This window comes from Phyllobacterium brassicacearum, assembly GCF_003010955.1.
Classification (GTDB): Bacteria; Pseudomonadota; Alphaproteobacteria; order Rhizobiales; family Rhizobiaceae; genus Phyllobacterium; species Phyllobacterium brassicacearum.
Genome location: NZ_PGGO01000012.1, coordinates 70850 through 93884, shown reverse-complemented (window position 1 = coordinate 93884; position 23035 = coordinate 70850). Strand labels below are relative to the sequence as shown.

The following is a 23035-nucleotide window of genomic DNA, read 5'->3' as shown; positions in this document are numbered from 1 at the left end:
CGTTACGTTAAGCCATTGGTGAGCTAGGAAGCCTATTCTACGAATGACTATTCACTTCCACCTCGAGGAAGTGGCGGTTCCGGGAGAGCGGGGCCGATACTGAAAGGAAACTGCAATGAGCAAAGTCAGCAACGGCGGCGGCGATTCCAAGAATACGCTTTATTGCTCGTTTTGCGGGAAGAGCCAGCACGAAGTTCGCAAGCTGATTGCGGGCCCGACTGTATTCATCTGCGATGAATGCGTGGAATTGTGCATGGACATCATCCGCGAGGAAAACAAATCCTCGATGGTGAAATCCCGCGAAGGCGTCCCGACGCCGCAGGAAATCATGGCGGTGCTCGATGATTATGTTATCGGCCAGAGCCATGCCAAGCGTGTTCTCTCCGTCGCGGTGCACAACCACTACAAACGGTTGGCCCACGCATCGAAAAACAATGAAGTCGAACTGGCGAAGTCCAACATTCTTCTGGTTGGCCCAACCGGTTGCGGCAAAACCTATCTGGCACAATCACTTGCCCGCATCATCGACGTGCCGTTCACGATGGCCGACGCGACGACGCTGACGGAAGCAGGTTATGTCGGCGAGGATGTCGAGAACATCATTCTGAAGTTGTTGCAGTCGGCTGACTACAATGTCGAGCGGGCGCAGCGTGGCATCGTCTATATCGACGAGGTAGACAAGATCAGCCGTAAATCCGACAACCCGTCCATTACGCGCGACGTGTCGGGCGAGGGCGTGCAGCAAGCACTGTTGAAGATCATGGAAGGCACGGTTGCTTCCGTGCCCCCACAGGGTGGCCGCAAGCATCCGCAGCAGGAATTCCTGCAGGTCGACACGACCAACATCCTGTTCATCTGCGGCGGAGCTTTCGCTGGACTCGACAAGATCATTTCGGCCCGCGGCGAAAAGACGTCCATTGGCTTCAGTGCTGCTGTCAAGGCACCGGATGATCGCCGCGTCGGCGCCATCTTCCGCGAACTCGAGCCAGAGGATCTGCTGAAATTCGGCCTGATCCCCGAATTCGTCGGCCGTTTGCCGGTCATTGCAACGCTTGAAGATCTCGATGAAGTTGCGCTCGTGCAGATCCTGTCGGAACCGAAAAATGCTCTGGTGAAGCAGTATCAGCGCCTGTTCGACATGGAGAATGTCGAACTGACGTTCCACGAAGATGCCCTGAAGGCCATCGCCAAGAAGGCCATTGCTCGCAAGACTGGCGCGCGTGGTCTGCGTTCGATCATGGAGAAGATACTTCTCGACACGATGTACGAGCTGCCGACACTCGATGGCGTCCAGGAAGTCGTGATCTCCGGTGATGTGGTCGAAGGCAATTCAAGGCCGCTTTACATCTATGCTGAGCGCAAGGAAGAGAAGGGCAATGTTTCTGCCTGATGGTGGAAGCATGGCGAACATAAGAAGGGCTCCGCGTCATGCGGAGCTTTTCTGTTTTATACGCCTCGCAATTCCGCTAAGAAGAATTGTTTACATTTGGTTAACCATGCGGGCGCAGGATTTTGCATGGCAGAATGGGGTCTCGATACAGCCGTGGCACCGGCCACCAGCATCGGGGATTTCCACGAAAATCACCTCCAATGAAGGTGCTTTGCGTGGCAAAAGATTGCGCTCGTACTCTTCCAGGAGCAGGATAGATTACGATTCTGTGAATGCACTTGGAGCCGGGATGCTTGAAACGAGCGAGCCGTCACTCCAAGTAATGGTTAAGCTGCACAACTGGTAGTACGCCGCTCAGTGCACGGTTCAAAAGTTTGGGGTATAGTTCTTAAAGTGGATTCCAATTTGCTGGATTGATGTGCGACCAAAGGGTACCCGGCTGTGGCGATCTGGCCAAAATGGCCTGAGAAAGGACATGAAATGACGGTTGCAAGCAAGAAGACACCGGCGGGTGGTGAGAGCGGGCTTTATGCCGTTCTGCCGTTGCGCGATATCGTTGTCTTCCCCCACATGATCGTTCCGCTCTTTGTCGGTCGCGAGAAATCCATTCGCGCGCTCGAAGAAGTAATGGGCGTCGACAAGCAAATCCTGCTTGCCACACAGAAGAACGCTGCGGATGATGATCCGCAGGCCGACGCGATCTACACGGTTGGCACGATTGCCAACGTGCTGCAGTTGCTGAAACTACCTGACGGTACGGTCAAGGTTTTGGTCGAGGGCATCGCCCGCGCCGAAATCACCAGTTTCAGCGATCGCGAAGATTATCACGAAGCCAACGCAGCGACACTCGCGGAACCGGAAGAAGATCCAGTCGAAATCGAGGCACTGGCGCGTTCTGTCGTGTCGGATTTCGAAAATTATGTGAAGCTGAACAAGAAGATTTCGCCTGAAGTGGTTGGCGCCGCCGGACAGATCGAGGACTACTCGAAGCTCGCCGATACGGTCGCCTCGCATCTCGCGATCAAGATCCCTGAGAAGCAGGACATGCTGTCCATCCTGTCCGTGCGTGCGCGGCTGGAAAAGGCCATGTCATTCATGGAATCTGAAATCTCGGTTCTTCAGGTTGAGAAGCGTATCCGCTCGCGCGTCAAGCGCCAGATGGAGAAGACCCAGCGCGAATACTACCTGAATGAGCAGATGAAGGCGATCCAGAAGGAACTCGGCGACGGCGAAGATGGCCGCGACGAGGCTGCCGAACTGGAAGACCGCATCAAGAAGACGAAGCTGTCGAAGGAAGCGCGTGAAAAGGCCAATGCGGAGCTGAAGAAGCTGCGTCAGATGAGCCCGATGTCCGCCGAGGCGACAGTTGTCCGGAATTATCTCGACTGGCTGCTGTCCATTCCGTGGGGCAAGAAGTCGAAAATCAAGAACGATCTCAACCTCGCCGACGAGGTTCTCGATGCCGAGCACTATGGCCTGGACAAGGTCAAGGACCGTATCGTCGAGTATCTGGCGGTACAGGCCCGTTCGACCAAGATCAAGGGTCCGATCCTTTGCCTCGTTGGCCCTCCCGGCGTTGGCAAGACCTCGCTCGCCCGCTCGATCGCCAAGGCGACCGGTCGTGAATATATCCGTATGTCGCTGGGCGGCGTGCGCGATGAGGCCGAGATCCGTGGTCACCGCCGCACCTATATTGGCTCGATGCCCGGCAAGGTCATCCAGTCGATGAAGAAGGCAAAGAAGTCCAACCCGCTCTTCCTGCTCGATGAGATCGACAAGATGGGCCAGGATTTCCGTGGCGACCCTTCGTCCGCTCTGCTCGAGGTATTGGATCCTGAACAGAACTCAACGTTCATGGATCACTACCTTGAAGTTGAGTACGACCTTTCGAACGTGATGTTCGTGACGACCGCCAATACGCTGAACATTCCGGGTCCGTTGATGGACCGTATGGAAATCATCCGTATCGCCGGTTACACGGAAGATGAAAAGCTGGAAATTGCCAAGCGGCACCTGTTGCCGAAGGCCATCCGCGATCATGCATTGCAGCCGAAGGAGTTCTCGGTCTCTGAGGGCGCCATCCGCGCCATCATCCGCAATTATACGCGGGAGGCCGGTGTCCGTAGTCTCGAACGTGAGCTGATGAAGCTGGCACGCAAGGCCGTTACCGAAATTCTTAAGACGAAGAAGAAGGCGGTAAAGGTCACGGAAACGAACATCGATGAATACCTCGGTGTCGAGAAGTTCCGTTTCGGCCAGATCGATGGCGAAGATCAGGTTGGTGTTGTCACCGGCCTTGCCTGGACCGAAGTGGGCGGCGAATTGCTGACCATTGAAGGCGTCATGATGCCCGGTAAGGGCCGCATGACGGTGACAGGCAACCTGCGTGACGTGATGAAGGAATCGATCTCTGCGGCGGCATCATATGTCCGCTCGCGAGCTATTGATTTCGGCGTCGAGCCGCCACTGTTCGATCGTCGTGACATTCACGTGCACGTGCCGGAAGGTGCGACGCCGAAGGATGGTCCATCGGCCGGCGTTGCGATGGTCACAGCCATCGTCTCGATACTGACGGGCATTCCGGTCCGCAAGGATATCGCCATGACCGGCGAAATCACGCTGCGGGGCAGGGTTCTACCGATCGGCGGACTGAAGGAAAAGCTGCTTGCCGCATTGCGTGGCGGCATCAAGACCGTTTTGATCCCGCAGGATAACGCCAAGGATCTGGTGGAAATCCCTGACAATGTGAAGAACGGCCTTGAGATCATCCCGGTTTCGCATGCCAATGAAGTGCTCAAGCACGCATTGACACGCCAGCCGGAGCCGATCGAATGGACCGAACCGGCACACGTGCCGTCCTCTGTCACCGAGGACGATTCGGCAGCGCAGATCGCTCATTAAAGCGAGCTTAAACAAAAAAGGCCGGGCAAGAAATTGCCCGGCCTTTTTGATTCGCAAATTGTTGGTCAGAGCGCGCCAGTGAGGATACCGAGGCCGGCGAGCGCAGCTATGCCGCCAATGAAGCGCACAACGCTCGGTCCGACGCGCTGGCCGATCCCGAATCCGAGGCCAATGCCTTCGACGTGCAGCAGCCCCGTCGCAATCATGAAACCTGCGGCATAGGCGAGGCCGGCGGCGTTTTCCGGCATTTCTGCGCCGTGTGCGTGGCCGTGAAAAATGGCGAACAGCCCAACCAGGCCGGCGGCGATTGCAGCAGGTGCCTTGATCTCGAACGCAACGGCAGCGCCGAGCCCCATGACAGACATGGCGATACCAAGTTCCACGAACGGCAAATTGACGCCCGTAGCGCCGAGGGCTCCGCCAATCGCCATCATGCCGACAAAGGTGAGGGGAACGAGCCACAGTGCTCGTCCTCCAAGCTGAAAGGCCAAGACGCCAACCAGAATCATCGCCAGTACATGATCAAGTCCGGAAATGGGGTGGGCAAAGCCACGCGCGAACCCGCTCGTTTCGCCGGCGCCGACATGGGCATAGGCGAGGGCGGGGTAGAGGCTGGCTGCGAGCGAAAGAGCGATTCGTGATGTGCGGTTGGATGGCATTTGATGTTCCCGTTTTTCAGCGTTCTTGGAAGGAGTGCTGGCGATATTGTTGCAGCAGAAGCACGCTGGCGAAAGAGCAAAATGCTGCGACCGCTCAATATGCGGTCGAAACAGAAGCGCTCTGTGAAACGTTGGTCCGCGCTATCGGGCATTGGGAACAATTCGCCCACGACGCGGCCAGCATCAATGTTGGCTATCGCTGGCTGATGTTTGCGATCGATGTATCGAGGGGGAATGGTGGGCGATGAGAGACTCGAACTCCCGACATCTTCGGTGTAAACGAAGCGCTCTACCAACTGAGCTAATCGCCCTTCGCAAAGGGTGCGTGGGGAGCGTTTATGCGTTTAGAGCGATATTGGCAAGAGGGGATGCGACACTTTTATGATTTGTTTGAAGAGTTTTTCACATTCGCATTTTTCCTGTTCGGTTGTGCTTGACACTCCCCCTCGAACCCCTTAAACGACCGCTCACGCCGGACAAATTGTTCGGTACGAAAGTGCGCGGGTGTAGCTCAGTTGGTTAGAGTGCCGGCCTGTCACGCCGGAGGTCGCGGGTTCGAGCCCCGTCACTCGCGCCACTTTTCTCTCAAGTATTCGCAGTAAATACTTGTTATTGCATAAAGTGGTGCACCGCACGCTTTCCCGTTCCCCAGTTGGTTTTATACTTCGTTCCTGCGTTATCGCTGACGAAATTGGCGGCCTTTTGACCATCTGATTCTTGATGTGGCTCACAAATCGTCCGGCTGCAACCAGAGTACTGACGAGCCGTCACGCTTTAATTGTGCTGTTTTGAACCTGGATTTTCTTGCAGGTTGTTCGGTTGCCTTGACGCAATCCCATATATGAGACAACATCTCTAATATGGAAACACCTGATTTAAACGAGATGGCAATCGACCGACTGATTGCCGCGCGTCTCAAGAGCCTGCGCAATGAGCGGGGTTGGTCGTTGGACGAACTCGCGCGGCGCAGCAATGTGAGCAGGGCCACTCTGTCACGTCTTGAGAACGCAGAGGTGAGTCCGACCGCAAGCGTCCTGGGGAAACTGTGCGCATCCTATGGTCTTACTATGTCGCGGCTGATGCACATGGTCGAGGACAGCTTCGTCCCGCTCATCCGGCGAACCGCTCAACAGCTATGGACCGATCCCGAGATAGAATTCCGGCGGCGCTCCGTTTCCCCGCCAGCGCAATCCCTGGCAGGCGAGGTCCTTGAGTGCGAACTCCAGCCTGGAATGCGGATCGGCTACGACCATCCGCCCAGGCAGGGCCTTGAACATCATCTCCTGATGATCGAAGGGCAATTGGAAGTCACGGTGGGCGGGCAGACCCATGACCTTCGGCCCGGCGATTGCCTGCGCTACCAGCTCTTTGGGCCCAGTGCCTTTGCGACGCCGAAAGACACAACGGCCAGATACATCCTCTTTATAGTGTGAGCAGCATGACGACGAATTCGCCGCTGAAAATCTCAAAAGTCTCAGCAGATGAGTTGGCCAACCATCTCACCGAACTTGGCGCCGTCCTGCGTGCCTGCGTCAAGGATGGTGCGAGTATCGGCTTTGTGCAGCCGTTCTCAAAAGACGATAGCGAGGCGTTCTTTAGCGGCAGTGTGCTGCCTGCGCTACGGAATGGAAAACGTGTGCTGCTGGTCGCGTATAAAGACGGCAGATTGGTCGGGTCAGGTCAACTGGACTTTGACACGCCGCCCAATCAGCCGCATCGTGCGGAAGTGCGCAAGCTCCTTGTGCATCCGGACTTTCACCGCCAGGGCATCGCCAAGGCGTTAATGGCGGAACTGGAGCAACTTGCGGCCCAGTTGGGCCGGTGTTTGATCACGCTTGATACCCGCACCGGTGATCGGGCGGAGCCGCTCTATGCATCCTTGGGTTATAGCACTGCAGGCATCATCCCGGGATATTGCCTCGATCCCTTGGAAGATCGGCTCGATTCCACAACGGTGATGTACAAAGCCCTGTGAATTTTGCGCGCCCTGTCGAGGCGCTCATTCCTCCCTCATAAATGCATCGCTGCAATGCACAAAAATCATTTGTAAGACTTCCGCTCTCTATGCAGCATCAGTCTTTCTCAAGACTCGCGGTTCTCTCCATGCCCCTACCGATTCTCGCCCTCGCTATCGCTTCGTTCTGTATCGGAACAACCGAATTCGTCATCATGGGGCTGTTGCCCGAAGTAGCAGCCGACCTTGGTGTCTCTATTCCTAGTGCTGGCCTGCTGGTGACCGGTTACGCGCTCGGCGTGGTGGTTGGTGCTCCGATCATCGCGATCGCAACTGCGTCGTTGCCGCGCAAGCCTGTGCTGATTGGATTGGCGGCTCTTTTCGTAATTGGCAATCTGTTCTGTGCTCTGGCGCCCAATTACTGGATGCTGATGATTGCCCGCGTCGTCACTGCGTTCGGCCATGGCGCGTTCTTCGGAATTGGTTCCGTAGTGGCTGCCAGCCTTGTTCCCCGCCACAAGCGGGCGAGTGCGATCGCACTGATGTTTGCCGGCCTGACGCTCGCCAACATTCTCGGGGTTCCCGCGGGTACAGCGCTAGGCGAAGAATATGGTTGGCGCGCAACATTCGTAGCCGTGGTGGCTATTGGCGTTGTGGCGGTCACCGCGATTGCTCTGCTCGTTCCCTCGACAAGCGGCGAACAGAAGAGCGGGGGTATCCTCAGCGAAGTCAAGGTTCTCGGAAAGTTGCAGGTCTGGCTGGCAATGCTGATCTCGGCATTGGCTTCGGCGGGCCTCTTTGCTGTGTTCACCTACATCAAGCCGATTCTTACCGAGGTGTCCGGCATCTCCACACCGATGGTTACCTGGATACTCCTGCTGTTCGGAGCCGGGATGACAGTGGGCAACATCATCGGCGGCAAGCTCGCCGACTGGAAGCTGATGCCCACTGTCATAGGAACGCTTGCTGCACTCGTGCTCGTTCATTCGCTCTTTGCGGAAACGAGCGGCAGCGCGGTTGCCACCATCGCCGTCGTGTTTGTTTGGGGTGTTCTGACTTTTGTCATCGTTCCTCCATTGCAGATGCGCGTGGTCGAAACAGCGGGTGAAGCTCCGAACCTGGCGGCAACCCTCAATCAGGGAGCATTCAATGTCGGCAATGCCTCCGGCGCCTGGATTGGTGGGGCAGCACTCGTGTGGGGGGTATCCTATCAGAACCTGCCTTTTGTCGGAGCGGCGCTCGCCCTGATTGGTCTGCTTGTAGCACTCTGGTCGCTGATGCTGGACCGCAGGGCACACTATGAGAGGCAACTCGCTGAGGAGGGGCAGCGGCTCAGCCTCGAGCCTTTGGCAGGGGGCTGACGACCTGGTTTTCAATGTGTCTGGAGCGGCATCTGAGTGCCTTAGCGAGCGCATGGTTTCGCTCGGCTCGGATGAGCAAACTTTCTGCTCTAAATCGTTTATAGGACCGAATGTCGCAGCCAGAAAATCAACCGGGCGAAGCTCTGGATCGCCAGGCCACATTAATATCATTCTAAAAAGCAATTCAGGGCCATTTTATCGCGAAATACAGGAAAAAATGCGCAATTTGGCGATTTTCACGCGAGCCAGCTCGCTATTCATGCTGCATCACCACTGCTTCTACGGCGATTGTTGCACTTGCGCGCATGGCGCTAACGCGCTAACGCTCGCGCCATCGGACCAACTTCCAGGATGGTGCGATCTGTCGCCTATTGGTGACAGTCATGTGCATAACATGGCATTCTTGTCAGCCTGAGTTCACAAGGCGGAAAAAGACGGATCATGAACGAGTTATTAAGTTCCTACCTGCCCATCGTTATCTTCATTGGAGTAGCGTTGGTAATCGGTCTGGCACTGTTGGTTGCGCCTTTTCTGGTCGCATATAGTGCGCCGGACCCGGAAAAGCTGTCGGCCTATGAGTGCGGCTTCAACGCATTCGATGACGCCCGCATGAAATTCGACGTGCGCTTCTATCTGGTATCGATCCTGTTCATCATCTTCGATCTTGAAGTAGCTTTCCTGTTCCCGTGGGCCATCTCCTTCGGCAAAATCGGTTGGTTTGGTTTCTGGTCGATGATGATCTTCCTCGCGGTTCTGACCATCGGCTTTATTTATGAGTGGAAAAAGGGAGCGCTGGAATGGGATTGACCGCTGGCCAAACAACACTCGTCGCCCCACAGCCAAAGGGCATACTTGATCCTAACACTGGCAAGCCGATCGGGTCGGACGATGCATTCTTCGGCGAGATCAACAACGAACTCGCGGACAAGGGCTTTCTCGTTACCTCGGCGGACGCGCTCGTCACCTGGGCGCGCACCGGGTCGCTGATGTGGATGACGTTCGGTCTTGCCTGCTGTGCCGTCGAAATGATGCACACATCCATGCCGCGCTATGATGGCGAGCGCTTTGGCTTTGCGCCGCGCGCCTCGCCGCGCCAGTCTGACGTGATGATCGTCGCGGGCACGCTGACCAACAAGATGGCGCCTGCGTTGCGGAAGGTCTACGACCAGATGCCGGAGCCGCGCTATGTGATCTCCATGGGCTCGTGCGCCAATGGCGGCGGATATTATCATTACTCCTATTCTGTAGTGCGTGGCTGTGATCGCGTCGTGCCTGTCGACATTTATGTGCCGGGCTGCCCACCGACTGCAGAGGCTCTTTTGTATGGCGTGTTGATGCTGCAGAAGAAAATCCGCCGTACCGGCACGATCGAGCGATAGGATACGGCGATGGCTGAAGAAGCATTGAGCGAACTTGGCAACTATCTCAAGGACACGGCAGGGCTCGCCCTCAAATCGGTCGAACTTGCGTATGGCGAGCTGACAGTTGAGGTCAACGCAAGCGAACTCATCGCCACGCTGACCTTCCTGCGCGACGATAAGCAGTGTCAGTTCATCTCGCTGATCGACATCAGCGGCGTGGACTATCCGTCGCGCTTTGAGCGGTTCGATGTCGTCTACCATCTCCTTTCACCGCGTCAGAATTTGCGTATTCGCGTCAAAGTCGCGGCCGACGAAGATACGCCAGTGCCATCGGCGACACCGGTTTATCCAGGTGCGGACTGGTATGAACGCGAAACCTATGATCTCTACGGCGTCTTATTTTCGGGCCACCCGGACCTTCGCCGTATCCTCACAGACTATGGTTTCGAAGGTCATCCGTTGCGCAAGGACTTCCCGCTTACCGGCTTCGTTGAGGTTCGCTATGACGACGAGGTCAAGCGTGTCGTCTATGAGCCGGTCGAACTGAGGCAGGAATTCCGCAACTTCGACTTTCAGTCCCCTTGGGAAGGCACGGATTATGTGCTGCCAGGCGATGAGAAGGCGAAGGCAAATTGAGCGTGCTGATGACATTTGACGCAGCCCACCGGGAATTTACCCATGACTGAACACAGCGTCCGCAACTTCAACATCAACTTCGGCCCGCAACATCCGGCCGCGCATGGCGTTTTGCGCCTTGTGCTTGAACTGGATGGCGAGGTGGTCGAGCGCGTCGATCCGCATATCGGCCTGCTGCATCGCGGCACTGAAAAGTTGATGGAAGCCAAGACTTATTTGCAGGCCGTACCCTATCTGGATCGCCTCGACTACGTCGCTCCGATGAACCAGGAGCACGCCTATGCACTGGCGGTCGAGCGTCTGCTCGAGATCGAGGTGCCGAAGCGTGGCCAGCTCATTCGCGTTCTGTTCTCGGAAATTGGCCGCATCCTGTCGCACCTGCTGAATGTGACCACGCAGGCCATGGATGTTGGCGCGTTGACGCCGCCGCTCTGGGGTTTCGAAGAGCGCGAGAAGTTGATGGTGTTCTATGAGCGAGCGTGCGGCGCTCGCATGCACGCCGCGTACTTTCGTCCGGGCGGCGTCCACCAGGATCTGCCGGACCAACTGATCGAAGATATCGGCAAATGGTGCGATCCATTCTTGCAAACGGTCAAGAATCTCGATGACCTGATCACTCCGAACCGCATTTTCAAGCAGCGCAACGTCGATATCGGCGTCGTGAAATTGGAAGATGCCTGGGCATGGGGTTTCTCGGGCGTCATGGTACGCGGTTCCGGCGCTGCATGGGATTTGCGCAAGTCGCAACCCTACGAATGCTACTCGGAAATGGAATTCGACATTCCCATCGGCAAGAACGGCGATTGCTATGATCGTTATCTGATCCGCATGGAAGAGATGCGCCAGTCCGTTCGCATCATGCGCCAGTGCATCGATCAGCTGCTTGGCAAGGAGCGGGTGGGGCCTGTGTCCAATACTTCCGCCAAGATCGTGCCGCCTAAGCGCGGCGAGATGAAGCGGTCGATGGAAGCGTTGATCCACCACTTCAAGCTCTACACAGAAGGCTATCACGTGCCTGCAGGCGAAGTTTACGCCGCTGTTGAAGCGCCAAAGGGCGAGTTCGGCGTGTTCCTTGTTTCCGATGGGTCAAACAAGCCATACCGTGTCAAACTCCGTGCGCCTGGTTTCGCGCATCTTCAAGCCATGGACTTCATGTGCCGTGGTCACATGCTAGCCGACGTCTCTGCCGTCCTCGGCTCGCTCGATATCGTATTTGGTGAGGTTGATCGCTAATGTCCGTCCGTCGTCTCGCAGAAGATAACGTCCAGCCAGCAGCGTTTGCGTTCAATCGCGAAAACAGCGTTTGGGCGAAGCAGGCTATCCAAAAATATCCGAAGGGCCGTGAACAGTCGGCCGTCATTCCGCTGTTGATGCGGGCACAAGAGCAGGACGGCTGGGTCACGAGGGCTGCAATCGAACATGTGGCAACCATGCTCGACATGCCGATGATCCGGGTTCTGGAAGTTGCAACGTTCTACACGCAATTCCAGCTGAAACCTGTTGGCACCCGCGCCCACATTCAGATTTGCGGAACAACGCCTTGCATGCTGCGCGGGGCGGAAGACCTGAAAAAAGTCTGCCAGCATAAAATCCACCACGATCCGTTCCATACCAACGAAGCGGGTACCCTGTCGTGGGAAGAGGTCGAATGCCTTGGCGCCTGCGTCAATGCTCCGATGGTCATGGTATTTAAGGATACCTATGAGGACCTGACGCCGGAACGCCTTGAAGAAATCATCGATGCGTTCGAGGCGGGGAAAGGAGCTTCGGTTCCAGTCGGACCGCAGATTGAACGCTATTCCTCGGCTCCGGAAGGTGGGCTGACATCGCTTAATGACGGTAACGGCACTGCCAAACCGAAGCGTGCGGCCAAGAGTGCTGCTGCGCAAGTCGCAGATGTTCCGCCGTCAAACGCTGCCAAGCCTGTGACGCATGATGACGTGACAAGTGCTGCGATCAAGTCTCCATCCAAGAAGAAGGCCACCAAGGCTGCCGAAGATGCGACTTCCGTACCAGCCAGCGCGCCGGTTGCAGCTAAGGCGATCAAGAATCCACCGACGGTAGAGGGTTCTTTGAAAGACAAGCCTCCGGTTCAGGCGATCAAGGCACCGGCCAAGGTATCGCTGGGGGACAAGAACCGGCCTGCAGCAATCGAAAAGCCCGCGGAAATCGATGATCTGAAGCTCATTGCTGGCGTCGGACCGAAGATTGAAATCATTCTGCATGAGCTCGGCATTTATACCTACGCGCAGGTTGCTGCATGGAAAAAGGCCGAGCGTTACTGGGTCGACAGCTATTTGAATTTCAAGGGCCGCATCGAGCGTGACGATTGGGTCAAGCAAGCCAAGGCTTTGGCCAAGGGCGGCGAGGCGGAGTACATAAAGGTTTTCGGTAAGAAGCCCAGGTGAATGAATTGGCGGATGCACAGCGCATGCGCCATAGAATGACGAAGAGAGTAGGACAGGTGCGAAATGCTCGCTGATAAAGACCGCATCTTCACCAATATCTATGGCCTCAAGGACAAGTCCTTGAAAGGCGCGATTTCACGCGGCCATTGGGATGGTACCAAGCAGATCCTCGAGAAGGGCCGCGACTGGATCATCAATGAGATGAAGGCGTCGGGGTTGCGTGGGCGCGGTGGCGCTGGCTTCCCGACGGGTCTCAAATGGTCCTTCATGCCCAAGGAAAGCGACGGGCGGCCACACTATCTTGTCGTGAACGCCGACGAGTCCGAACCTGGCACCTGCAAAGACCGCGATATCATGCGCCATGATCCGCATACGCTGATCGAAGGCTGCCTGATTGCAGGTTTCGCGATGGGCGCGAACACTTGCTACATCTACGTACGCGGCGAGTATATCCGCGAGCGCGAAGCGCTGCAGGCCGCAATTGACGAATGCTACGATGCCGGATTGTTGGGCAAGAACAACAAGAACGGCTGGGACTACGATATTTTCGTGCACCACGGTGCCGGAGCTTACATTTGCGGCGAGGAAACCGCGCTGCTGGAAAGCCTTGAAGGCAAGAAGGGCCAGCCGCGTCTGAAGCCGCCATTCCCGGCCAATATGGGTCTTTATGGCTGCCCCACGACAGTGAACAACGTGGAGTCAATCGCTGTGGCGCCGACGATCCTGCGCCGCGGTGCTGCCTGGTTCTCCAGCATTGGCCGGCCAAACAACGTCGGCACGAAGCTATTCATGCTGTCGGGCCACGTCAATCGTCCATGCACTGTCGAAGAAGCCATGGGGATCACATTCCGCGAGCTGGTCGACAAGCATGCCGGCGGTATTCGCGGCGGCTGGGACAATCTGCTTGCCGTTATTCCCGGCGGTGCATCATGTCCCGTCGTACCGGCAGCTGACATCATCGATTGCCCTATGGATTTCGATGGCTTGCGCGGCGTCAAATCCTCGTTCGGAACGGCAGCCACAATTGTGATGGACAAATCGACTGATATCGTTCGTGCGATTGCGCGCATTTCGTATTTCTTCAAGCATGAGAGCTGCGGCCAATGCACGCCCTGCCGTGAAGGCACAGGCTGGATGTGGCGCGTCCTGGAACGTATGGTTGTTGGCAATGCGCAGAAGCGCGAAATCGAAATGCTGCTTGATGTCACCAAGCAGATCGAAGGTCATACAATCTGCGCCCTTGGTGATGCTGCTGCCTGGCCCGTACAGGGGCTCATCCGGAACTTCCGTCCGGAAATCGAACGCCGTATTGATGAGTTTTCACGCAACGCTGCATCAAGCCCAGTGCTTGTAGCCGCTGAATAGGGTTCATGGGGTAATGCCTGAGACCGGAAACAAACGATCGGGAGCCGACTGGGCGGCTGTCATGCCGAAACAAATCGTGCCCGCGGCCAATCTATTGACGCCTCAACTCGGAGCAGCGGCAGCTGTCTCCGTACTTGGTCTTGGCGTCGCCAGCCAGATGTGGGGCTTTTGGGCTGGTGCAGTTGCTGGCATCCTTGATGCGAACACTGCATTCAAGCCGCTGCCGAAAGCGGAGAGCATGCCGTCGCCTCGGCTTGTACCTGATGTGGATGCGTTGAAGACGATCATTCGCAAGAATGCGTCGGACAATTCGCCGAAGGTTGTCGAGCTACCGGTTGTGGAAGTTCAGGCACCCGTTGCGGTTAAGGAGCCGGCTCAACCGGCGAAGATCGAAACGGCAACAGCGCCTGACGATCTGAAGCGTATTTCCGGTGTCGGTCCCAAGCTTGAACAAGTGCTAAACGGTATGGGCATTCGTACCTATGCGCAGATTGCGGCCTGGTCCCCAGAGGACGTCGCTCAGGTCGACGATCGGCTGCAATTCGGCGGACGTATCGGGCGTGACGACTGGGTGGGGCAGGCGAGTGGTCTGGCCGGGAAAAGTAAAGATTAAACAGCGCTGGCGAAAGCTGACGCGCGTAATTTAAGGCATTCGGCCGTATGGCGGAAATGCCAGATGAAATGCGGAATGTTCCGCGAGGTTGGACAGACGATGGCAAAGATCAAAGTCGACGGTAAGGAAATCGAGGTACCGGATCACTACACGCTTCTGCAGGCAGCAGAAACGGCGGGTGCGGAAGTGCCGCGGTTCTGTTTCCATGAGCGTTTGTCGATCGCTGGCAATTGCCGCATGTGCCTGATTGAAGTGAAGGGCGGACCACCCAAGCCGGCAGCATCCTGCGCCATGGGCGTGCGCGATCTCCGTCCTGGCCCGAACGGCGAAACACCGGAAATCTTCACCAATACGCCGATGGTCAAGAAGGCCCGCGAAGGCGTGATGGAATTTCTGCTGATCAATCATCCCCTGGATTGCCCAATCTGCGATCAGGGCGGCGAGTGTGATCTGCAGGATCAGGCCATGGCCTTCGGTGTGGATTCTTCGCGCTACAAGGAAAACAAGCGCGCCGTTGAGGACAAGTACATCGGTCCGCTCGTCAAGACGATCATGACGCGCTGCATCCATTGCACGCGTTGCGTCCGTTTCACCACGGAGGTTGCCGGCATTTCCGAGCTTGGTCTGATCGGTCGCGGTGAAGACGCCGAAATCACTACTTATCTCGAACATGCGATGACCTCGGAGTTGCAGGGCAACGTGATCGACCTTTGCCCGGTTGGTGCGCTGACCTCGAAGCCATATGCCTTCCAGGCACGTCCGTGGGAGCTCAACAAGACCGAATCCATTGATGTGATGGATGCCGTCGGATCGGCAATTCGCGTTGATACGCGCGGCCGCGAGGTGATGCGCATTCTCCCCCGTGTCAACGAGCAGGTGAACGAGGAGTGGATTTCCGACAAGACCCGCTTCATCTGGGATGGCCTGCGCACGCAGAGGCTCGACCGTCCTTACATCCGCAATGATGGCCGTCTGGTGGCTGCAAGCTGGCCGGAAGCGTTTGATGCGATCAAGGCGGCTGTGGCCGCGGCCAAGGGCGACAAAATCGGTGCTATCGCGGGTGATCTTGCCAGCGTTGAAGAAATGTATGCGCTGAAAGCGCTGATGACGGCGCTCGGTTCTGCCAACATCGACGCACGTCAGGATGGCTCGGTACTGGACCCGGCCAATGGACGTGCGTCTTACATCTTCAATCCGACCATCGATGGTATCGAGCAAGCGGATGCGATCCTGATTATCGGTTCGAACCCGCGCTTTGAAGCGTCGTTGCTTAATTCCCGGATCCGCAAGCGTTGGCGCGCGTCCGGAACGCCGATCGCCGTGATCGGCGAGCAGGCGGATCTGCGATACAAATATGAGTATCTGGGTAGCGGAGCCGAGACATTGGCGGATCTAGCTGCCGGCTCCGTAAAATTCCTCTCCGTTCTGAAGAAAGCCAAAAATCCGATGATCATCATCGGGCAGGGCGCTCTGTCACGTCCGGACAGTGCGGCGGTGCTTGGTCTCGCGGCCAAGATTGCGGCGGACACCGGCGCCCTGAGCACCGAATGGAATGGCTTTGGTGTCGTCCATACAGCTGCCAGCCGCGTCGGTGCGCTCGATATCGGCTTCGTGCCAGGCAAGGGCGGCAAGGCTGTCGCCGCGATGAAGGGCAAGCTCGACGTGCTGTTCCTGCTTGGCGCCGACGAATTGGATTGGGCCAAGACAGACAAGGCCTTCACTGTCTACATTGGGACACACGGCGATCAGGGTGCGCACAACGCGGACGTGATTCTGCCTGGCGCAACCTATACGGAAAAGTCGGGCACATTCGTCAACACTGAGGGTCGCGTGCAGATGACCAGCCGAGCTGGCTTTGCACCCGGTAACGCCAAGGAAGATTGGGCAATTCTGCGTGCCCTGTCGGATGTTCTCGGCAAGAAATTGCCGTTCGACTCGCTGGCGGCCTTGCGCTCGGCCCTCTATGCAGAGTATCCGCATCTCGCCGCAACCGACTCGATTGCGGCCGGCGATCCGGCCGACATCGAGAAGCTGGCAAATGCATCGGGTTCTGTTGAGAAAACAGCCTTTGTATCGCCGATCAAGGATTTCTATTTGACCAACCCGATCGCGCGCGCTTCTGCCGTCATGGCCGAATGCTCTGCGCTCGCTAAGGGCGGCTTCAAGCAGGCAGCCGAGTAGGCGGGAAGAGACTGATATGGAAGAAATTTTCGCAACCTACATCCTGCCGCTGCTGATCATCCTCGGAAAGTCCGTGCTATTGCTGGTGGTGATGCTGCTCATCATTGCCTATCTGCTCCTGGCGGATCGCAAGATCTGGGCGGCCGTGCAGTTGCGTCGTGGCCCCAATGTCGTCGGTCCTTTCGGATTGCTGCAATCCTTTGCTGACTTGCTCAAGTTCGTCGTCAAGGAACCAATCATCCCATCTGGCGCCAACAAGGGCATTTTCCTGTTGGCGCCGTTGGTTTCTTCTGTTCTCGCCATGGCCGCCTGGGCGGTTATCCCGGTCAATGAGGGCTGGGCGGTTGCCAACGTCAATGTCGGCATACTCTACGTCCTCGCGATTTCTTCGCTGGAGGTCTACGGCGTGATCATGGCCGGATGGGCTTCGAACTCAAAGTATCCGTTCCTTGGTGCATTGCGCTCCGCCGCACAGATGGTCTCCTATGAAGTCTCCATCGGTTTCGTCATTGTCACGGTCTTGCTCTGTGTTGGTTCGTTGAACCTGACCGACATCGTGATCTCGCAGACAAATGGCCTTGGTACGATGGTCGGCTTGCCGAACTCGTTCCTCGACTGGCATTGGCTCGGCCTGTTCCCGATGTTCATCATCTTCTTCATTTCGGCACTGGCGGAAACCAACCGCCCACCCTTCGATCTGGTCGAAGCTGAATCAGAACTCGTTGCCGGTCACATGATCGAATATTCCTCAACGGCGTTCCTGCTGTTCTTCCTCGGCGAATATGTTGCGATAACGCTGATGTGCGCCCTGACCACCATTCTGTTCCTCGGCGGCTGGCTTCCGCCCGTTGATATCTGGATTCTGAACTGGGTACCGGGCGTCGTCTGGTTCTTGCTGAAACTCTTCTTCTGCTTCTTCATGTTTGCCATGGTGAAGGCATTCGTTCCGCGCTACCGCTACGATCAGCTGATGCGTCTTGGCTGGAAGGTTTTCCTGCCGATCTCGATCTTCATGGTCATCGCCACTGCCGCCTTCCTTAAAATCACGGGGCTTACACCATGAGTTCACTTGCACAAGCTGCAAAATCGCTCCTGCTTCTGGAATTCGTCGGGGCATTCTTCCTGTCGATGCGGCAATTCTTCGCTCCAAAGGCGACCTTGAACTATCCGTATGAGAAGGGGCCACTCAGCCCCCGCTTTCGCGGTGAGCATGCGTTACGCCGTTACCCAAACGGCGAAGAGCGTTGCATCGCCTGCAAGCTCTGCGAAGCGATCTGCCCGGCGCAGGCCATTACCATCGAGGCTGGCCCGCGCCGCAATGATGGAACGCGCCGCACTGTGCGTTATGACATTGACATGGTGAAGTGCATCTATTGCGGCTTCTGCCAGGAGGCTTGCCCGGTTGATGCCATTGTCGAGGGACCGAACTTCGAGTTTGCAACGGAAACCCGGGAAGAACTCTATTACGACAAGGACCGGCTGCTCGCCAACGGCGACCGCTGGGAGCGGGAATTGGCGCGCAACATCGCTATGGATGCGCCGTACCGGTAAATAGTGAGTGCGCGCTTGTGTCCTCGGAAGGGTGCTTCTACCGGACGGAAACATGCGTTAAGAGCTGCGAACGTACGGAAACACCGTGAATCGCATGAGCAATTCCAGGGTAAGTGGGAACCGGTTTCCCGACCGGAATTGCGGCAAGACGAAGTTAGAAATGGCAGGAAGACCTGCCGGAATGGAAATCGGGGGAACCCATGCTGACAGGTATCGCGGCGGCGTTTTTTTACCTATTCGCCTTCATAACCGTCGCCAGTGCGTTCATGGTGATTGCGGCACGCAATCCCGTGCATTCCGTGCTGTTCTTGATCCTTGCATTCTTCAACGCCGCAGGATTGTTCCTGCTGACCGGCGCTGAGTTCCTTGCGATGATACTTCTGGTCGTCTACGTCGGAGCGGTTGCGGTTCTCTTCCTCTTCGTCGTCATGATGCTGGACGTTGATTTTGCGGAACTGAAGAGCGGTGCGCTGCAATACGCGCCAATCGGCGCACTCGTTGGCCTCATCCTTGCTGCAGAGTTGATCATCGTTCTCGGAGGTTCGGTATTCGCGCCGCAGTTGGGAACCCCGGCGTTTCAGCCAACACCCGACGTTGCTACGCGCACAAACACGGCCGCGCTCGGGGATATTCTCTATACGGATTATATCTATTTCTTCCAGATCGCTGGTCTTGTGCTGCTGGTTGCGATGATCGGGGCGATCGTGCTGACGCTTCGCCACAAGCCCAACATCAAACGCCAGAATATTTCGGAGCAGGTCGCTCGTACGCCTGCCACTGCCATCGAAGTTAAACAGGTTGAGACAGGCAAGGGCCTGACAGAGGTGTCATGATGGAAATCGGTATCGCACATTATCTGACCGTATCTGCCCTGCTGTTTACGCTCGGGATCTTCGGCATCTTCCTCAACCGGAAGAACGTCATCGTCATCCTGATGTCCGTCGAACTGATCCTGCTTGCGGTCAATCTCAACTTCGTGGCGTTTTCTGCAGCGCTCGGTGATCTGGTCGGCCAGATTTTCGCATTGTTTGTACTGACCGTTGCCGCCGCGGAGGCAGCTATCGGTCTTGCTATTCTCGTCGTGTTCTATCGCAATCGCGGATCGATTGCCGTGGAAGACGTCAACATGATGAAAGGTTGACGGGGGCATGCTGTATCTGGCGATTGTCTTCCTTCCGCTGCTCGGCTTCCTGATCGCGGGTCTGTTCGGCTCGTCGATCGGTGCGAAGGCGAGCGAGTATGTTACGACCGGACTGCTGATCGTCTGTGCGGTCCTGTCCTGGATTGCCTTCGGCACAGTTGCACTCGGCCACGGCGAAGCGTTCAAGGTGCCAGTTGCGCTTTGGGTCGAGTCTGGTTCGCTGAGCTTCGACTGGGCACTGCGCATCGATACGCTGACAGCGGTCATGCTGGTTGTCGTCAACACCGTCTCGGCGCTCGTCCATACATACTCGATCGGCTATATGCATCACGATCCGGATCGGCCACGCTTCTTCGCCTATCTTTCGCTCTTCACCTTCGCCATGTTGATGCTGGTGACCGGCGACAATCTTGTCCAGATGTTCTTTGGCTGGGAAGGTGTGGGTCTTGCATCCTACCTGCTGATCGGTTTCTGGTACAAAAAGCCTTCCGCCAACGCTGCTGCCATCAAGGCCTTCGTTGTCAACCGCGTCGGCGATTTCGGCTTCCTCCTCGGCATTTTTGCACTTTTCGTTCTTTTCGATACGGTGCAGTTCGACACGCTGTTCACATCTGCCGCACAGTATCTCCCGGCAGAAGGGGCGGCCGAGGGCGGCCAGACTGTCCTGAATTTCCTGGGTTATTCGCTCGACAAGCAGGGCGCTATCACGATCACCTGCCTGCTGCTCTTCATGGGCGCGATGGGCAAGTCGGCGCAGTTCCTGCTGCACACATGGTTGCCTGACGCTATGGAGGGCCCGACACCGGTGTCGGCACTGATCCATGCAGCGACGATGGTGACGGCCGGCGTGTTCATGGTCGCTCGTTTGTCGCCGATCTTTGAATTGTCGCATGCGGCCTTGATCTTTGTCACCTTCATCGGTGCAACGACCGCCTTCTTCGCCGCAACCGTCGGTCTGGTGCAGAACGACATCAAGCGCGTCATCGCCTATTCGACCTGTTCGCAACTCGGCTACATGTTCGTGGCGCTCGGTCTTGGTGCTTACGGTGCCGGCATTTTCCACCTGTTTACGCACGCATTCTTCAAGGCGCTGCTGTTCCTCGGTGCAGGCTCCGTCATTCACGCCGTGTCTAACGAACAGGACATGCGCCATATGGGCGGTCTCCGGAAGTTGATCCCGCAGACCTATTGGATGATGATCATCGGTACGATCGCACTAACCGGCCTCGGTATTCCGGGGACGCTCATTGGCACCGCCGGCTTCTTCTCCAAGGACATGATCATCGAGTCGGCCTATGCATCGCACAGCCCGGTTGCAGGCTATGCCTTCATCCTTCTCGTTGTCGCTGCGATCTTCACCAGCTTCTATTCATGGCGTCTGATATTTATGACATTCCACGGCAAGCCCCGCGCCAGCCACGATGTCATGCATCACGTGCATGAATCGCCGTACGTGATGCTGATCCCTCTGTTCATCCTGGCCTTCGGCGCGCTTTTTGCCGGCGTTGGTTTCCGCGAATATTTCTTCGGCCATGAGTATGCCGAGTTCTGGAAGGGCGCAATTTTCACTGGTCCGGAAAACGAAATTCTCGAGGAACATCACCACGTGCCGTTCCTGGTGGCCATGTCGCCGTTCCTAGCTATGGCCGCGGGTTTTATCGTCGCCTGGTATTACTACATCAGGTCGCCGGAGACGCCGAAGCAGCTGGCTGCCAACCATCCTGGCCTCTACCAGTTCCTGCTCAACAAGTGGTATTTCGACGAGCTCTACGATTTCCTGTTCGTTCGCCCGGCAAAGTCGCTCGGCCGCTTCCTCTGGAAGAAGGGCGATGGCTGGCTGATCGATGGTCATGGGCCGGATGGAATTTCCGCGCGCGTCGTTGACGTCACCAACCGGGTGGTCCGCCTACAGACGGGTTACCTTTATCATTATGCGTTTGCGATGCTCATTGGGGTCGCCGCACTCGTCACGTGGATGATGCTCGGGAGCAACTTCTGATGACCGACTGGCCAATTCTCTCGACCGTTACCTTCCTGCCTTTGGTCGGTGCCCTCATTATCCTGCTGATCCGGGATGACAGTGAGGCTGCGACGCGCAACATTCGCATTGTGACACTGTGGACGACGATCATCACGTTTCTGCTGTCACTGCCGATCTGGTACTATTTCGACAACGGCCAAGCCGGATTCCAGTTCGTCGAAAAGGCCGCGTGGCTCGATTCCGGCATTTCCTATCATATGGGCGTGGACGGCATCTCGATGCTGTTCGTCATCCTAACGACTTTCCTGATGCCGCTGTGCATTCTGGCGAGTTGGGAGGCGATCCAGAACCGCGTCAAGGAATACATGATCGCGTTTCTCGTACTGGAAACGCTGATGATCGGTGTATTCTGTGCAATCGACATCGTCCTGTTCTACGTATTCTTCGAAGCCGTTCTCCTGCCGATGTTCATCATTATCGGCGTGTGGGGCGGCAAGCGCCGTGTCTATGCGAGCTTCAAGTTCTTCCTTTACACGCTGCTTGGCTCGGTCCTGATGTTGCTGGCCATCATGGCCATGTACTGGCAGGCAGGCACGACCGACATTCCGACGTTGCTTGCTTATAAATTCCCGGCATCAATGCAGACGTGGCTCTGGTTGGCTTTCTTTGCCTCATTTGCCGTGAAGATGCCGATGTGGCCGGTTCATACCTGGTTGCCGGACGCGCATGTGGAGGCGCCAACAGCAGCGTCTGCGATCCTGGCGGGCATTCTGTTGAAGCTCGGCGGCTACGGTTTTATCCGCTTCTCCATTCCGATGTTCCCGATTGCTTCGGCTGACTTTGCTCCGTTGATCTATACGCTCTCGGTCGTCGCCATCATCTACACGTCACTCGTCGCGCTGATGCAGGACGACATCAAGAAGCTGATCGCCTATTCGTCGGTCGCCCACATGGGCTACGTGACGATGGGGATCTTTGCCGCCAACGAGCAGGGTATCCAGGGTGCCATTTTCCAGATGCTCTCGCATGGGCTGGTCTCGAGCGCGCTGTTCCTATGCGTCGGCATCGTCTACGACCGGACGCACACGCGGGAAATCAAGGCCTATGGCGGTCTCGTGAATAACATGCCCAAATATGCTGTGGTGTTCATGATTTTCACCATGGCCAATGTGGGCCTGCCGGGCACCTCGGGCTTTGTCGGTGAATTCCTCACTTTGCTCGGTGTCTTCCGCGTCAACACCTGGGTTGCGCTCTTTGCCGCCAGCGGTGTTATTTTCTCGGCGGCCTACGCGCTCTGGCTTTATCGCCGGGTGATATTCGGTGTACTCGACAAGGACAGCCTGAAATCGCTTCTGGACATGACACCGCGCGAAAAGGCAGTGATCTATCCGCTGGTGATCCTGACGATCTTCTATGGCGTCTATCCAATGCCTGTCTTCGATGCGACGGCAAGCTCCGTCCACGCCGTGATCAATCAATACAATAACGCGCTGTCCTCAGCTGCCACACTGGCGCTGAAATAGCAGGAAGAGG

General features: G+C 56.7%; 21 protein-coding genes and 2 tRNA genes. 21 read left to right on the top strand and 2 right to left on the bottom strand.

Going from position 1 to position 23035, the window contains the following annotated elements; all coding sequences use genetic code 11:
- Positions 1–115: 115 nt before the first annotated feature.
- Both clpX and lon read left to right on the top strand, forming a co-directional pair.
- Positions 116–1390 (top strand): ATP-dependent Clp protease ATP-binding subunit ClpX, encoded by a 1275-nt coding sequence (clpX, locus tag CU102_RS16635; RefSeq protein WP_106664975.1) that lies wholly within the window; start codon positions 116–118, stop codon positions 1388–1390.
- Between the two features lie 480 nt (positions 1391–1870).
- Positions 1871–4291: an endopeptidase La gene (lon, locus tag CU102_RS16630; protein WP_106712295.1), complete on the top strand. Its 2421-nt coding sequence runs from the start codon at positions 1871–1873 to the stop codon at positions 4289–4291.
- Between the two features lie 65 nt (positions 4292–4356).
- Here lon and CU102_RS16625 read toward each other — a convergent pair whose 3' ends face one another.
- Positions 4357–4950, bottom strand: a complete 594-nt coding sequence (locus CU102_RS16625) for a HupE/UreJ family protein (RefSeq protein ID WP_106712214.1) — start codon at positions 4948–4950, stop codon at positions 4357–4359.
- Here CU102_RS16625 and CU102_RS16620 point away from each other — a divergent pair.
- Positions 4944–5198 (top strand): hypothetical protein, encoded by a 255-nt coding sequence (locus tag CU102_RS16620; protein ID WP_106712213.1) that lies wholly within the window; start codon positions 4944–4946, stop codon positions 5196–5198. The genes CU102_RS16625 and CU102_RS16620 overlap by 7 nt on opposite strands.
- Here the strand turns inward: CU102_RS16620 and CU102_RS16615 are convergent.
- Positions 5186–5261 (bottom strand) — tRNA-Val (locus CU102_RS16615). The genes CU102_RS16620 and CU102_RS16615 overlap by 13 nt on opposite strands.
- A 189-nt stretch (positions 5262–5450) precedes the next feature.
- Between CU102_RS16615 and CU102_RS16610 the strand changes: the two genes are divergently transcribed.
- The 18 genes from CU102_RS16610 to CU102_RS16525 all read left to right on the top strand — a co-directional run bounded on the left by CU102_RS16610 (position 5451) and on the right by CU102_RS16525 (position 23025).
- Positions 5451–5527 (top strand) — tRNA-Asp (locus tag CU102_RS16610).
- Positions 5528–5834: 307 nt separating this feature from the next.
- Positions 5835–6383 carry a helix-turn-helix domain-containing protein gene (locus tag CU102_RS16605; RefSeq protein ID WP_245425373.1) on the top strand — a complete coding sequence of 183 codons (549 nt, stop codon included), beginning with the start codon at positions 5835–5837 and terminating at the stop codon, positions 6381–6383.
- Positions 6384–6388: 5 nt separating this feature from the next.
- Positions 6389–6925 (top strand): GNAT family N-acetyltransferase, encoded by a 537-nt coding sequence (locus CU102_RS16600; RefSeq protein WP_106712211.1) that lies wholly within the window; start codon positions 6389–6391, stop codon positions 6923–6925.
- Positions 6926–7053: 128 nt separating this feature from the next.
- Positions 7054–8265, top strand: coding sequence for an MFS transporter (locus CU102_RS16595; RefSeq protein ID WP_106712294.1), 1212 nt, complete (start codon positions 7054–7056; stop codon positions 8263–8265).
- Positions 8266–8706: 441 nt separating this feature from the next.
- Positions 8707–9072 (top strand): NADH-quinone oxidoreductase subunit A, encoded by a 366-nt coding sequence (locus CU102_RS16590; RefSeq protein WP_106712210.1) that lies wholly within the window; start codon positions 8707–8709, stop codon positions 9070–9072.
- Complete coding sequence (locus CU102_RS16585) at positions 9063–9644, top strand: NuoB/complex I 20 kDa subunit family protein (RefSeq protein WP_106712209.1); 582 nt, start codon at positions 9063–9065, stop codon at positions 9642–9644. The genes CU102_RS16590 and CU102_RS16585 overlap by 10 nt, the downstream gene beginning before the upstream one ends.
- Before the next feature lie 9 nt (positions 9645–9653).
- Positions 9654–10262 carry an NADH-quinone oxidoreductase subunit C gene (locus CU102_RS16580; protein ID WP_106712208.1) on the top strand — a complete coding sequence of 203 codons (609 nt, stop codon included), beginning with the start codon at positions 9654–9656 and terminating at the stop codon, positions 10260–10262.
- Between the two features lie 42 nt (positions 10263–10304).
- Positions 10305–11495, top strand: a complete 1191-nt coding sequence (locus CU102_RS16575; RefSeq protein WP_106712207.1) for an NADH-quinone oxidoreductase subunit D — start codon at positions 10305–10307, stop codon at positions 11493–11495.
- The gene (locus CU102_RS16570; RefSeq protein ID WP_106712206.1) at positions 11495–12670 is read left to right on the top strand and encodes an NADH-quinone oxidoreductase subunit E; all 1176 of its coding nucleotides are present in this window, start codon (positions 11495–11497) and stop codon (positions 12668–12670) included. Before CU102_RS16575 ends, CU102_RS16570 begins: the two co-directional genes overlap by 1 nt.
- Before the next feature lie 63 nt (positions 12671–12733).
- The gene (nuoF, locus tag CU102_RS16565) at positions 12734–14035 is read left to right on the top strand and encodes an NADH-quinone oxidoreductase subunit NuoF (protein WP_106712205.1); all 1302 of its coding nucleotides are present in this window, start codon (positions 12734–12736) and stop codon (positions 14033–14035) included.
- 61 nt (positions 14036–14096) lie between these two features.
- Positions 14097–14648: an NADH-ubiquinone dehydrogenase gene (locus tag CU102_RS16560; protein WP_133624590.1), complete on the top strand. Its 552-nt coding sequence runs from the start codon at positions 14097–14099 to the stop codon at positions 14646–14648.
- Positions 14649–14747: 99 nt separating this feature from the next.
- Positions 14748–16829 (top strand): NADH-quinone oxidoreductase subunit NuoG, encoded by a 2082-nt coding sequence (gene nuoG, locus CU102_RS16555; protein ID WP_106712293.1) that lies wholly within the window; start codon positions 14748–14750, stop codon positions 16827–16829.
- A gap of 16 nt (positions 16830–16845) precedes the next feature.
- Positions 16846–17892 (top strand): NADH-quinone oxidoreductase subunit NuoH, encoded by a 1047-nt coding sequence (gene nuoH / locus CU102_RS16550; RefSeq protein ID WP_106712203.1) that lies wholly within the window; start codon positions 16846–16848, stop codon positions 17890–17892.
- Positions 17889–18380, top strand: coding sequence for an NADH-quinone oxidoreductase subunit NuoI (gene nuoI, locus CU102_RS16545; RefSeq protein WP_106712202.1), 492 nt, complete (start codon positions 17889–17891; stop codon positions 18378–18380). Before nuoH ends, nuoI begins: the two co-directional genes overlap by 4 nt.
- Positions 18381–18580: 200 nt before the next feature.
- Positions 18581–19213: an NADH-quinone oxidoreductase subunit J gene (locus CU102_RS16540; RefSeq protein ID WP_106712201.1), complete on the top strand. Its 633-nt coding sequence runs from the start codon at positions 18581–18583 to the stop codon at positions 19211–19213.
- A complete protein-coding gene (gene nuoK, locus CU102_RS16535) occupies positions 19213–19521 on the top strand; it encodes an NADH-quinone oxidoreductase subunit NuoK (protein ID WP_099999304.1) in 309 nt (102 codons plus the stop codon). The genes CU102_RS16540 and nuoK overlap by 1 nt, the downstream gene beginning before the upstream one ends.
- Before the next feature lie 7 nt (positions 19522–19528).
- A complete protein-coding gene (gene nuoL, locus CU102_RS16530) occupies positions 19529–21520 on the top strand; it encodes an NADH-quinone oxidoreductase subunit L (protein ID WP_166648473.1) in 1992 nt (663 codons plus the stop codon).
- Positions 21520–23025 carry an NADH-quinone oxidoreductase subunit M gene (locus CU102_RS16525; RefSeq protein WP_106712291.1) on the top strand — a complete coding sequence of 502 codons (1506 nt, stop codon included), beginning with the start codon at positions 21520–21522 and terminating at the stop codon, positions 23023–23025. Before nuoL ends, CU102_RS16525 begins: the two co-directional genes overlap by 1 nt.
- Positions 23026–23035: the final 10 nt, after the last annotated feature.

What these genes read in the sequence shown, in the direction of transcription:
- clpX (WP_106664975.1), top strand. Translation starts at nt 116, where the DNA reads ATGAGCAAAGTCAGCAACGGCGGCGGCGATTCCAAGAATACGCTTTAT.
- lon (WP_106712295.1), top strand. Translation starts at nt 1,871, where the DNA reads ATGACGGTTGCAAGCAAGAAGACACCGGCGGGTGGTGAGAGCGGGCTT.
- CU102_RS16620 (WP_106712213.1), top strand. Translation starts at nt 4,944, where the DNA reads ATGGCATTTGATGTTCCCGTTTTTCAGCGTTCTTGGAAGGAGTGCTGG.
- CU102_RS16625 (WP_106712214.1), bottom strand. Translation starts at nt 4,950, where the DNA reads ATGCCATCCAACCGCACATCACGAATCGCTCTTTCGCTCGCAGCCAGC.
- CU102_RS16605 (WP_245425373.1), top strand. Translation starts at nt 5,835, where the DNA reads ATGGCAATCGACCGACTGATTGCCGCGCGTCTCAAGAGCCTGCGCAAT.
- CU102_RS16600 (WP_106712211.1), top strand. Translation starts at nt 6,389, where the DNA reads ATGACGACGAATTCGCCGCTGAAAATCTCAAAAGTCTCAGCAGATGAG.
- CU102_RS16595 (WP_106712294.1), top strand. Translation starts at nt 7,054, where the DNA reads ATGCCCCTACCGATTCTCGCCCTCGCTATCGCTTCGTTCTGTATCGGA.
- CU102_RS16590 (WP_106712210.1), top strand. Translation starts at nt 8,707, where the DNA reads ATGAACGAGTTATTAAGTTCCTACCTGCCCATCGTTATCTTCATTGGA.
- CU102_RS16585 (WP_106712209.1), top strand. Translation starts at nt 9,063, where the DNA reads ATGGGATTGACCGCTGGCCAAACAACACTCGTCGCCCCACAGCCAAAG.
- CU102_RS16580 (WP_106712208.1), top strand. Translation starts at nt 9,654, where the DNA reads ATGGCTGAAGAAGCATTGAGCGAACTTGGCAACTATCTCAAGGACACG.
- CU102_RS16575 (WP_106712207.1), top strand. Translation starts at nt 10,305, where the DNA reads ATGACTGAACACAGCGTCCGCAACTTCAACATCAACTTCGGCCCGCAA.
- CU102_RS16570 (WP_106712206.1), top strand. Translation starts at nt 11,495, where the DNA reads ATGTCCGTCCGTCGTCTCGCAGAAGATAACGTCCAGCCAGCAGCGTTT.
- nuoF (WP_106712205.1), top strand. Translation starts at nt 12,734, where the DNA reads ATGCTCGCTGATAAAGACCGCATCTTCACCAATATCTATGGCCTCAAG.
- CU102_RS16560 (WP_133624590.1), top strand. Translation starts at nt 14,097, where the DNA reads ATGCCGAAACAAATCGTGCCCGCGGCCAATCTATTGACGCCTCAACTC.
- nuoG (WP_106712293.1), top strand. Translation starts at nt 14,748, where the DNA reads ATGGCAAAGATCAAAGTCGACGGTAAGGAAATCGAGGTACCGGATCAC.
- nuoH (WP_106712203.1), top strand. Translation starts at nt 16,846, where the DNA reads ATGGAAGAAATTTTCGCAACCTACATCCTGCCGCTGCTGATCATCCTC.
- nuoI (WP_106712202.1), top strand. Translation starts at nt 17,889, where the DNA reads ATGAGTTCACTTGCACAAGCTGCAAAATCGCTCCTGCTTCTGGAATTC.
- CU102_RS16540 (WP_106712201.1), top strand. Translation starts at nt 18,581, where the DNA reads ATGCTGACAGGTATCGCGGCGGCGTTTTTTTACCTATTCGCCTTCATA.
- nuoK (WP_099999304.1), top strand. Translation starts at nt 19,213, where the DNA reads ATGGAAATCGGTATCGCACATTATCTGACCGTATCTGCCCTGCTGTTT.
- nuoL (WP_166648473.1), top strand. Translation starts at nt 19,529, where the DNA reads ATGCTGTATCTGGCGATTGTCTTCCTTCCGCTGCTCGGCTTCCTGATC.
- CU102_RS16525 (WP_106712291.1), top strand. Translation starts at nt 21,520, where the DNA reads ATGACCGACTGGCCAATTCTCTCGACCGTTACCTTCCTGCCTTTGGTC.